This window comes from Bacillus sp. LR_5 (assembly GCF_042709275.1).
Map to the genome: position 1 here is coordinate 1 of NZ_JAVAXX010000179.1, position 13,577 is coordinate 13,577.

The 13,577-nt window shown below is 45.0% G+C and carries 2 protein-coding genes and 1 pseudogene; all 3 read left to right on the plus strand.

Annotated elements, in window-relative coordinates:
* Window positions 1-3,876 (plus strand): annotated as a pseudogene (gene ppsA / locus RAC86_RS25930) (plipastatin non-ribosomal peptide synthetase PpsA); the annotation flags it as partial.
* Window positions 3,877-3,900: 24 nt separating this feature from the next.
* Complete coding sequence (ppsB, locus tag RAC86_RS25935; RefSeq protein ID WP_377886171.1) at window positions 3,901-11,583, plus strand: plipastatin non-ribosomal peptide synthetase PpsB; 7,683 nt, start codon at window positions 3,901-3,903, stop codon at window positions 11,581-11,583.
* 16 nt (window positions 11,584-11,599) lie between these two features.
* Window positions 11,600-13,577: condensation domain-containing protein (locus RAC86_RS25940; protein ID WP_377886172.1), on the plus strand; the 1,978-nt coding region annotated here is incomplete at its 3' end.

Below are 13,577 nucleotides of genomic sequence, written 5' to 3' on the forward strand. Positions count from 1 at the left end.
ACATCAGGCCTTCACAAGCTGGCACGAGAAAACGGAAGCACACTGTACATGGTGCTCCTTGCGGCTTACACCGCGTTCTTGTCACGCTTAAGCGGACAGGAAGATATCATCGTCGGCTCGCCAATTGCCGGCCGGCCGCACAAGGATCTTGAGCCGATACTCGGCATGTTTGTGAACACGCTGGCGCTTCGGACGCGCCCGGAGGGCGGGAAGCCATTCGTACAGTATTTGCAGGAAGTGCGTGAGACAGCATTGGAAGCCTTTGAGCACCAAGATTACCCGTTCGAAGAGCTTGTTGATAAGCTTGAATTGACACGAGATATGAGCCGGAACCCAGTGTTTGATGCGATGTTTATCCTTCAAAATGTGGAAAAACAGGACATAGATCTGAGAGAAATAAAAGTCCGGCCTGCCAATTTCGCACATTACATTTCTTTATTTGATATCACATTAATAGCTACGGAAGTAAGTGGATCTATTTGCTGCGAAATGGAATTTAGTACAGAAGTATTCCTAAAAGCTACGATTGAACGGTGGGCTGATCATTTTATCGAATTTCTGCATGCGGCACTTTCAACCCCTGAAACAAGCCTTGCACAAATAAACATACTTAGTGATAAAGAAAAACAAAAAATAGTCTTTGGATTTAACAAAACTCAGGTTGAATTTGCTCGAAAAGATGTTCCTTTTCATCACATATTTGAAGCGAAAGCTGAAGAAATTCCAGAACATATAGCTGTTATTGATAACGAAACAGAGATTAGCTATCGCCTTCTAAATGAAAGAGCCAATAGTCTGGCACGAACATTGCAAAACAGAAAAGGACCGAAGCCAACTGTGGCTGTTTTAGCCAAGCGGTCCATTGATGCAATTGTTGGGGTGCTGGCAGTGATGAAAGCTGGCGGAGTGTATATCCCAATCGATTCACATTATCCAAAAGCCCGTGTTGAATACATTCTTCGTGATAGCGGGGCAGATATTCTTCTTTTACAGAGAGAGTTGAAGCATTTGATTTCGAACTCGCCTGAATCTAAAATGTCTCACATCTTCCTTGACGATGAGGGCTCTTTTGAAGAAAGTAACTGCAACCTTAACTTATCTCCTGCTCCTGAAGAGCCGGTATATATCATTTATACGTCAGGAACGACGGGTGCGCCTAAAGGTGTTATTGTCACCTATCAGAACTTTACTCATGCTGCTCTTGCTTGGCGTCAAATTTATGAACTGGATCGGAAGCCTGTCAGACTGCTTCAAATCGCGAGCTTTTCATTCGATGTCTTTTCAGGAGATTTGGCGAGATCATTGACAAATGGCGGGACGCTAATCGTTTGTTCAGATGAAAAGAGGCTGGAACCTGCTGAAATATATAAAATCTTGAACTCTCAGAGAATCACGGTGATGGAGTCGACACCGGCTCTCATTATCCCGGTGATGGAGTATGTATACCGTAACCAATTCAAGCTTCCTGACTTAGACATACTGATTCTTGGTTCCGACATGGTGAAAGCTCAAGATTTCAAAACATTGACAGATCGCTTTGGCCAAAGCATGCGCATCATTAATAGCTATGGTGTCACAGAGGCAACCATTGATTCGAGTTTCTATGAAACCAGTATGGGTGGAGAGTGTACGGGAGATAACGTACCAATCGGCAGCCCGCTGCCGAATGTACACATGTACGTACTCAGCCAGACTGATCAAATTCAGCCGATTGGTGTTGCCGGCGAGCTGTGCATCGGCGGGGCAGGTGTTGCGAAAGGCTATCATCATAAACCTGACTTAACGCAAATGAAATTTACAGAAAATCCATTTGTCTCTGGAGAAAGGCTGTACAGAACCGGTGATCGAGCATGCTGGCTTCCAAACGGAACGATCCGGCTTCTTGGCCGAATGGATTATCAAGTAAAGATAAATGGATACAGAATTGAAACAGAAGAAATTGAAAGTGTTCTGCTTCAAACGGGGCTTGTCAGAGAAGCTGCTGTTGCCGTTCAGCATGATAAAAATGGACAGGCTGGTTTGGCAGCATATATTGTGCCTTCAGACGTCAATACGAATGCTCTCCGTGCTGCTTTAACAAAGGAACTGCCAGCGTATATGATTCCTGCATATCTGATTCCTTTAGAAAACATGCCGCTGACCCTAAACGGAAAGCTGGACAGAAATGCCTTGCCGGCTCCAAATAATGTGTTATCGCGTCCATATACCGCACCAGTTAACGACATACAAAAAACGATGGCGTATATATGGGAAGATGTACTGAGCATGTCACGAGTCGGCATTCACGATTCCTTTTTTGAGCTTGGCGGAGACTCAATTAAAGCATTACAAGTGGCAGCACGTCTGGCAGCTGAAGGCTGGAGCATGACAATACGCGACTTATTCCGTTATTCAACGATTCAGGAACTATGCGGACATATCACACCATTGGTATCTCAAGCGGACCAGGGACCTGCGGAAGGTGAAGCTGAACTCACCCCGATTCAGCGAAGATTTTTCGGACAGGTACATGCTTTTCACTATCATTACAACCAGTCCGTCATGCTTTTCAGTGAAAAAGGATTCAATGCTAACGCGCTTCATCTAGCGCTGCGTAAAATAACCGAGCATCATGATGCCATTCGCATGATTTTCCAACGTGACCAAAACGGCCATGTCATTCAGTTTAATCGCGGAATCAATCACAAGGATCATGAACTGTTTGGCCTTTATATTTCAGATTGGACAAAAGCATCGCTGGAAAGGGCTCATCTTGATGAAAAACTTGCCGCTGAGGAAACCGTCATTCAAAGCAAAATGAATGTAGAAAAAGGGCCTTTGCTGCAAGCAGGTTTGTTTAAAACGGCAGAAGGGGATCATTTGCTGATTGCACTTCATCATCTTGTGATAGATGGCGTTTCTTGGAGAATTCTGCTTGAAGATTTAGCTGCAGCATATCAACAGGCTTTAGAAAAGAAAGAAATCCAATTACCGCCAAAAACGGATTCTTATTTATCCTACGCCGATGGTCTTACCCAAATAGCTGAAAGTAAACAATTGCTTTCAGAGAAAACGTATTGGCAAACGATTTTAGACGCTCACACTGCTTTTCTTCCTAAGGACATAGAAAATGTGCCGGACAGACTCCAAATGAACAGCGACGCAGCAGCGTTTGTACTATCCGGGGACTGGACTGAAAAATTGCTGTTTGAAACCCAGCAAGCCTATGGTACTGATGCCAACGAACTTTTGCTTACGGCTTTAGGAATGGCGCTTTCTGAATGGACTGGGCATGACCAAGTCGTGATCAGCACTGAGGGACACGGTAGAGAAGGGCATGTGCCAAACATTGATATTTCAAGGACCGTTGGATGGTTTACTTCCATTTATCCTATTCTGCTAGACATGGGTATTCCCGAGCCTTTCGAGGATCAGCTCGCATACCGAATTAAGACGACAAAAGATATGCTGAGAAGAGTACCGAACAAAGGAACTGGATACGGATTGTTAACACACATAGGAGAACTGCGGCATAAAGAGCCTGAGGTCAGCTTTAATTATCTCGGTCAATTTAGCGAAGAGAAGGAAGCTGAAACGTTTCAATTATCATATTACCAGCCCCGTTACGAAATAGCGGGTGAGAGAGAACGAGAGTATGAGCTAGACATCAATGCTCTCATTACGGACGGACGGCTTCAAGTAAAAGCGGTATACACCCAGGTGTTCAGCAAACACTCAATTGTGTGTTTTATGGATCGTTTTCACAGGCATCTTATCGAGACGATTGAGCATTGTTCGCAGAAAAAAGCACGCGAAAAAACATTGAGCGATTTCAGCAATAAGGAATTAACGTTGTCTGCATTATCTAGCATCGAAGATCTCGTGAAAGATCTTTAACTTTTGAAAAGGTGTGTGGAATTGATGGCACAATCGGCACAAATTCAAGATATTTATCCGTTATCGCACATGCAGGAAGGAATGCTGTTTCATTCACTAATGGATTTCAGCTCGAAAGCATATATCGAACAGACCTCGTTTACGATCACAGGGAATCTATGCGTCGACTCGTTTCAAAAGAGCTTAAACCTTCTTGTTTCTAGATATGATATTTTCAGAACGATTTTCATTAAAGAAGTACCAGATCTTACAGGTCCGCAGCAGGTAGTCTTATCAAACCGGGAATTGACAGTATATAGAGAAGATATTTCTCGCCTGGCTGATCAAGAACAGCAGACGCTGATTGATGCTTTTATGACTAAGGATCGGGAAAAAGGATTTGATTTGCAAAAAGATCCTTTAATGCGTCTTGCCCTTTTTGATAGAGGAGACAGCCAATATACATGTGTCTGGACACATCACCATATCATCATGGATGGGTGGTGTCTCGGCATTATTCTTAAAGAGTTTTTCAGCATGTATGATTCGCTCAAAAATAACTCACCTGTACAGCTTGGCAGCACGGTGCCGTACAGCCGTTATATTGAATGGCTCGGAGAACAAGATCAAGAAGAGACCGCTGCCTACTGGAGCGAATATTTGAAGGAGTACGGCAATACTGCTTCTATTCCCCGAATAAAGCGCCGCACGGCAGACGGGAATTATAAAGCCGACCAGGTCAGCTTTTCATTAGCGCAGGAAATGGTTGAGAAACTGACAGAGGCTGCCCAAAACTGGGGAGTGACATTAAACACGTTGTTTATGAGTATTTGGGGCGTGCTGCTCCATCGATATAATGCTGCAGATGATGCCGTTTTTGGCTCCGTCATTTCGGGACGCCCGTCAGCGATTGACGGGATTGAATCAATGGTCGGCTTGTTTATCAATACTGTTCCAGTGCGAATCCGATCTGCGGAAGGCATAACGTTTTCTTCGCTGGTCAAAGCCGTGCAGGAGGATATTTTATCATCTGAACAGCATGGGTATTATCCGCTTTATGAGATTCAAAACCATAGTCCATTGAAGCAAGGGTTGATCGATCATATTTTTGTTTTTGAAAATTACCCTGTACAGCTTCATCAGGCATTAAGCGTGGAGAGTGAAAATGACGAAGGCGCTCTGAAGCTGAGTGACATTTCAATGTCAGAACAAACCAATTACGACTTTAATATCGTTATCGTTCCGGGAGAATCATTTTATATCAAATTCAGCTACAACGCAGACGTTTACGAGCGGGAGGAGATGCTGAGGATTCAGGGGCATCTAAAGCAAGCACTGGATTGCATTTTGACAAATCCCGATGTTGCCGTCAGTGACATCAATATCGTGCCGCCGGAGGAGCAACAGGTTATCCAATCGTTTAACGAAACTGAGCGTCCTTATGTGAACAAAACGATACCCCAATTGTTCGAGGAACAAGCTCACAAAACACCTGAAGCTGCTGCATTGAAAATGGGAAACGAGTGCTGGACCTATCGCCAGTTACAAGTAAGAGCCAATCAGATTGCGCACGCCCTGATAGAAAAAGGCGTTGGATCTGGGGATATCGTTGCTGTAATGATGGGCCGGTCAATGGAAATGCCTGCAGCTCTGCTTGGGATTTGGAAAGCAGGCGGCGCTTATATGCCGCTTGATCCACATTTTCCAGCAGAACGTCTTTCTTTTCTTCTGAAGGACAGTCAAGCGGCTCAATTGCTGATAGAAGAAGACCTTATTTCCTTGATCCCTCCGTCCTATGAAGGAAATACGATAACGATAGAACATACAGAAAGTTACCAAACAGAAGCGCCAAATATGCCGCCAGGTGATCTAGCCTACTTGATCTATACGTCGGGAACGACGGGGCGCCCTAAAGGGGTTTTAGTTGATCATCACGGTATTGCCAATACATTGCAATGGAGACGGGAAGAGTATAGCATGACCGAACAGGATATATCCCTCCATTTGTTTTCGTACGTGTTTGACGGCTGTGTAACGAGCTTATTTACCCCGCTTTTATCTGGTGCGTGCGTACTGCTGACAACAGATGACGAAGCGAAGGATGTGCTGGCCCTTAAGCGAAAAATAGCCCGTTATAAGGTCAGCCACATGATCATTGTTCCTTCCCTGTACAGGGTGTTATTGGAAGTGATGACTGCTGACGATGCAAAAAGTCTTCGTATTGTGACATTTGCGGGTGAAGCGGTCACGCCTGATCTGCTTGAGTTGAGTCAAATGATTTGTCCTTATGCTGAACTGGCAAATGAATACGGGCCCACAGAAAACAGTGTGGCAACAACAATATTGCGGCATCTGAATGAAAAAGAGAGGATCACAATCGGACACCCGATCAGAAACACAAAAGTATTTGTTTTGCACGGAAATCAAATGCAGCCGATCGGCGCGGCGGGTGAACTGTGTATTTCCGGCGCGGGTCTTGCGAGAGGATACTACAAACAGCAAGAGCTGACACAGAAAGCATTCTTCGATCATCCATTCCTTGAAGGGGAGCGTTTATACCGAACAGGTGATGCAGGCCGCTTTTTGCCTGATGGAACGATTGAATATATTGGACGTTTTGATGATCAAGTGAAAATTAGGGGTTATCGTATTGAACTGAGAGAGATTGAAACAGTTCTTCGACAAGCACCGGGGGTAAAAGAAGCAGCGGTACTGGCCCGTGATGTTTCTGCTGAGGAAAAGGAGCTCGTTGCTTATATCGTTCCGGAAAAGGGAAACAGCCTCCCAGATTTGTATCAGCATCTTGCCGGGACATTGCCGTCCTATATGATCCCAGCAAGTATTATCAACATCAGCCGGATGCCATTAACATCCAGCGGCAAGCTTGACAGGTTTGCGCTTCCTGAACCAGAAAACAATACGAGTGTCACATATATGGCGCCCCGAACCTTAATCGAAGCTGATCTCGCACATATTTGGGAAGATGTGCTGAATAAACAGCACATCGGCATTCGTGATGATTTCTTTCAGTTAGGCGGACAGTCCTTAAAAGCGGCCGCACTGGTATCAAGAATACATAAAAAGCTTAATGTCGAGCTGCCGCTCAGTGAGGTGTTTTCATATCCGACGGTTGAAAGCATGGCGGGCAAATTGATGAGCTTAAAAGAACACGCTTTTACACAGATTGAACCTGCGGATCAAAGAGATGTCTATCCGCTGTCTTTCTCGCAAAAACGATTATATGCTCTTCATCAGCTGGCAGATGACAGCACAGGCTACAACATGCCAGCTGTACTTGAATTACGCGGTAATCTGAATCGCCAGCGGTTGAGAAGCGTTCTCACAGAACTAGTGAATCGGCATGAAGCATTACGGACTGTTTTTGTGCTTGACAGAGACGAGCCTGTGCAGATCATTTATCCAGAGATAGCTTTTGATCTAAAAGAGCTTGAAATGGAATCAGAACAAATGCTTGAGTCTGCAATCGAGACCTTTATCAAACCGTTTGATCTATCATCCGGTCCGCTTTTTAGAGCATGTGTCATTACAATCGGCAATCACCGCGGCTTTTTGCTGCTCGATATGCACCATATTATTGCCGACGGTGTCTCGATGAGCACTCTTGTCCAAGAATTTACTGACTTATATTGCGGAAAAGAGTTGCCAGCTTTAAACCTGCATTATAAGGATTTTGCTGTTTGGCAGCAAGAGAACTACCCGAAAGAGCTATACAAAAAACAGGAGGCCTACTGGCTCGGTCAGCTTGGCGGGAGTCTTCCTACACTAGAATTACCGCTTGATAAAACAAGGCCGCGTCTCCCTGATTTCAGCGGTGGAACAATTGAAGTCAACATTGATAAAGACACGGCTGATGAGCTGCACCGTTTAATGGCTGAAACGGGAACAACATTGTATATGATTCTTCTGGCTGTCTATTCTATTTTGTTATCTAAGCTAAGCGGGCAAGAGGATATTGTTGTCGGTTCGCCTGCTGCCGGAAGACCGCACGCTGATCTGGAGCGCGTCATCGGGATGTTCGTCAATACATTGGCGATGCGCAGCAAGCCCGAGGGCCACAAAACGTTCAGCTCCTATTTACAGGACATTCGCCACCTGGCTCTGACCGCTTATGAGCATCAGGATTATCCTTTTGAGGAGCTGGCAGATAAGCTCGATACAAATCGAGAGGTAAATCGCAACCCGCTGTTCGATGCGATGCTTGTGCTTCAAAGCAGTGAAGATTTCCGGTTCGAAGTGCCTGGTCTGTCGATTTCGTCTGTCACTCCTAAACATGATATATCCAAATTCGATTTAACATTACACGCTGAGGAGCATCCGAGTGGAATACGCTGCCGTTTTGAATACAGCACTGCTCTTTTTGAAGAAGAAACCATTACGCAGTGGGCATCCTATTTTATTGAATTGGTGAAAGGGGTAACGGCGGATACCGAGATGAGAATTTCGGACATGCAATTGCTTCCCGCTGCAGAGCGTAGGTTGCTCCTTGAAAAAATGGGGCGGTATGCGGCTTATCCGAGAAATGAAAATATAGTAAGCTTATTTGAAAAGCAAGCCGCTCAGCATCCGGAGCATATCGCAGTGGTTTGCGGCCATTCTCAGCTTACGTATCAAGACCTGAATGAAAAAGCCGAGCTGGCAGCTGCTATGCTGATCAAACAAGGGGTCAGAACTGGCGATATCGTCGGTCTGATGCTCGATCGGTCACCTGATATGATCATTGGCATTTTATCGATTTTAAAAGCTGGAGGGGCCTATTTGCCGATTGATCCTGAATATCCCAAAGAGCGTATTAGTTTTATGCTCAATGACAGCGGAGCGAAACTGCTGCTGACAGAGCGCGGTCAAAACAAACCTGCAGACTACACCGGGCATATTTTGTATATCGATGAATGTGAAAACGACTCAATTCCGGCTGATGTAAACATTGAAGAAATAGTAACGGATCAGCCCGCATACGTGATATACACATCTGGAACGACTGGCCAGCCAAAGGGAGTCATTGTCGAGCACCGCAATGTGATCAGTCTCTTGAAGCATCAAAACCTGCCTTTTGAATTTAACCATGAAGACATCTGGACGTTATTTCATTCTTATTGCTTTGATTTCTCTGTATGGGAGATGTTCGGTTCGTTATTGAACGGAGGTACATTAGTCGTGGTCTCTAAAGAAACAGCCCGTGACCCCCATGCATTCCGTTTATTGTTAAAAAAAGAGCGCGTCACTGTACTCAATCAGACCCCGACTGCTTTTTACGGCTTGATGCTTGAAGATCAAAATCATACAGATCATTTAAACATCCGCTACGTGATTTTTGGCGGCGAAGCCTTACAGCCCGGCATGCTTCAAAGCTGGAATAAAAAATATCCTCATACTGATTTGATTAATATGTACGGTATTACAGAAACAACGGTCCATGTAACATTCAAAAAATTGTCCGCAGCAGACATTGTAAAAAATAAAAGCAATATCGGACGGCCGCTTTCAACTCTGCAGGCTTATGTGATGGATGCTCATATGAATCTGAAGCCGATCGGAGTTCCAGGGGAGCTGTATATAGGCGGCGAAGGTGTGGCACGGGGATATCTCAACAGAGATGAGCTGACCGCTGACCGTTTTGTATCCAATCCTTATCTTCCGGGAGACAGATTATACCGAACAGGAGATCTTGCTAAGCGCCTGTCAAATGGCGAGCTGGAATACTTAGGCCGCATTGATGAGCAGGTGAAAGTCAGAGGGCACCGTATTGAGTTAGGCGAAATCCAAGCGGCACTTCTTCAGTATCCAATGATTAAAGAGGCGGCTGTCATTACCAGAGCAGACGAGCAAGGGCAAACAGCTATATATGCATATATGGTGATAAAAGATCAACAGGCTGCGAATATATCAGACATCCGAACTTACCTAAAAAAAGCCTTGCCTGACTTTATGCTGCCTGCCCGTATGATACAAATTGACAGCATCCCGGTGACTGTTAATGGAAAGCTCGATCAGAAAGCCCTGCCAGAGCCTGAAAAACAAGCTTATACAGCTGATGATATCAGTCCTAGAAATGAGATTGAAACGGTGATGGCTGAAATTTGGGAGGAGCTTCTTAATGTAGATGAGCTGGGTGTAAGCGCCAATTTCTTTGAGCTTGGCGGAGACTCTATTAAAGCGCTGCAGGTTTGTGCCAGACTGAAGCAGCGCGGATTTGAAACGACAGTACGTGAGATGTTTGAACATCAGACTCTTGGTGAACTGTCCGCCCGGGTTCGAAAAGACGTACGCGCCATTGACCAAGGCCCGGTCGAAGGCGAGATTACTTGGACACCTATCCAGCAGTGGTTTTTCTCGCAATCTCTGGAAAGCCATCATTTTAACCAATCCGTTATGATCTACCGGGCTGAACGATTTGATGAGGCTGCGCTTAGAAAAGTACTAAAAAGCCTTGTGACTCATCATGATGCACTGAGAATCGTATGCCGGCATGAAGATGGCAGGCAAGTGCAGATAAACAGAGGGATAGATCTTTCAGATGAGGAGCTATATGCACTTGAACTGTTTGATGTAAAGGATAGCCTAACAGAAGCCCGGAACACGATTGAGGAAGCAGCCAGCCGGATGCAAGAACATATTCGTTTGGAAACCGGCCCCTTACTTCACGCTGGATTGTTTAGAACCGAGAATGGTGACCATTTGTTTCTGACGATTCATCACTTAGTCGTTGATGCGGTTTCTTGGCGCATTTTGTTTGAGGATTTTTCAACAGCTTACAAACAGGCAGTCTCAGGAGAATCTATTAAACTGCCGCAAAAAACAGATTCATATTTAACGTATTCACAAAGAATAGCTGACTACTCTAAAAGCCGCCAGGTGCAGCGCGAAGCAGCGTACTGGGATGAGTGCGAGAACCGTCACATCCAGCCTATTCCAAAAGACAATGACGCAGCATCTAACACATTCAAAGATACAGAAGTGATTGATTTTGAGCTATCTCGCCATCACACAGAATTACTATTAACGGCTGCACATAAAGCTTACAGCACGGAGATGAATGATATCCTTCTGACAGCTTTAGGTCTTGCTTTGCAGAAATGGACGGGAAATAACCAATTTAAAATCAGCATGGAGGGCCATGGCAGGGAATCATATCTTGAGGACATCGATATTAGCAGAACTGTTGGCTGGTTCACCTCCATTTATCCTGTGTGGCTTGATATGAGAGATTCCGATCATAAGGACAAAGAAGAGCGGCTGGGCCACCTTATTAAACAGACAAAAGATATGCTGCACCGTATACCGCATAAAGGCGCGGGCTACGGCGTGCTGAAATATATCAGCAAAAGATGGGGCTCTCAGAAAAACAGCCCAGAAATCAGCTTTAATTATTTAGGCCAGTTTGATCAGGATATTCAATCAAATGCCTTTGAGGTGTCTGACATCAAGCCAGGAAATGAGATCAGCCCGAACTGGGAGCGTCCTTATGCACTGGATATTAGCGGCGCCGTTTCTTCGGGGTGCCTGAACATGCACATCATCTATAACAGGTTTCAATTTGAGGAAAAAACAATCCAAACATTTTCCAGGCATTTTAAACAGACTCTGGAAAACATCATTGAGCATTGTACCGGCAAAGAAAACCAAGAGTGGAGCGCATCTGATTTCACTGATGAAGACTTAACGCTTGATGAATTGAGTGAGATCATGGGAGCCGTCAACAAACTATAGGAGAGGAGATTCACTGATGCCGCAGCAACCTGAAATACAGGATATATACCCTTTGTCATTTATGCAGGAAGGGATGCTTTTTCACTCATTGTATGATGAACAGTCGAGAGCTTATTTTGAACAGGCTTCTTTTACGATCAATGGACAGCTCGACTTGGAGCGTTTCCAGAAAAGTATGGATGCTGTTTTTGACAGGTACGATATCTTTCGAACAGCATTCATCTATAAAAATGTAGCCAAACCTCGTCAAGTCGTGCTCAAGCAACGTCATTGCCCTGTTCATGTTGAAGATATTTCTCACCTCAATGAAAAAGATAAAGAACATTGTACAGAGGCATTCAAAGAGCAGGATAAATCCAGGGGCTTCGATCTCCAAACGGATGTACTGATGAGAATATCTATTTTAAAATGGGCGCCTGATCATTATGTCTGTATCTGGAGCCACCATCATATTTTAATGGATGGCTGGTGTTTAGGCATCGTCATTAAAGACTTTCTCCATATTTATCAAGCGCTTGGAAAAGGGCAGTTTCCTGATTTGCCTCCCGTACAGCCGTACGGGACGTATATTAAATGGCTGATGCAGCAAGACCGGGAAGAAGCAGCTGAGTATTGGAAAAAGAGGCTTCAGCATTTCGAAAAAGCTTCACCTCTGCCTAAAAGAACAGATCAAATGTCGGATGGGACATTACAGCAGATCACGTTTACCATTCCTGAAAAAGAAACCTCCGAATTACAGAAAATCGCTGCAGCATGTGGTGCGACACTTAACACTGTTTTCCAAGCTTTATGGGGAATCATGCTCCAAAAGTTCAATCGCCGCGACGATGCTGTGTTCGGATCAGTTATATCAGGCAGACCTTCTGAGCTAAAAGATGTGGAAAACATGGTCGGACTTTTTATCAATACCATTCCTATTCGAGTCCAAAGTGATTTTCTGTCTTTTTCTGACCTAGTCAGTGGAATGCAAAAGGACATGACTGAAGCAGAAGCGTATAGTTACTTCCCTTTATATGACATTCAGGCGCAGAGTGCTCTTAAACAAGAGCTGATTGATCATATTATCGTCTTTGAAAATACACCTACTCAACAAGAGATTGAAGAGCTGAATCAAGCTGGATCATTTGATTTCTCCGTAAAAGATTTTGAGATGGAAGAGGTAACTAATTATAGATGCAGTGTCAAAGTGATTCCAGGGCGTACTTTGTACGTTCGGATTCATTTTCATACAGGCACTTATCAACCAAATATGATGTCCGAAATAAAAGATTATTTACAGCACATGATCTCTGACGTCATCTCTGATCCATCTCTTCCTGTGTCAAAGATGACATTGCTAGATGAGGACAAAACACGGAAAATCGTTTCTCAAAATAACAGGACAGTATCTGTTTCACCTGAAGCGCCAACCCTGCATGGTCTGTTTGAACGACAGGCGGCAGTCACACCGGAACGGCCGGCTATCCGATTTTCCGGCGGTTCGCTGACATACGCTGAGCTTGATATGTACGCCAGCCGGCTGGCTGCGCACCTTGCGGCACGCGGCGTCACAAACGAAAGTATCGTCGGTGTCCTGTCTGAACGCTCACCTGACATGCTGATCGCTGTCCTTGCTGTCTTGAAGACCGGCGGGGCGTATTTGCCGCTTGATCCTGCGTATCCAAAGGAGCGGCTGAGCTACATGTTGAAAGACAGCGGGGCATCGCTCTTGCTGACACAGCCGGGATGCTCCGCACCGAACTTTTCTGGCGAAACGCTTGAAGTGGACATGACATCTCTTGAGCGTGAAGAAGTAAAACGTTATGTGTCTGCTTCTGTTAGCGACGGATCTCTCGCCTATGTCATTTATACGTCGGGCTCTACCGGGCAGCCGAAAGGAGTGGCCGTTGAGCACCGCCAGGCTGTTTCTTTTCTGACCGGCATGCAGCACCAGTTTCCGCTTTCGGAAGATGACATTGTCATGGTGAAAACCTCTTTTTCCTTTGATGCGTCTC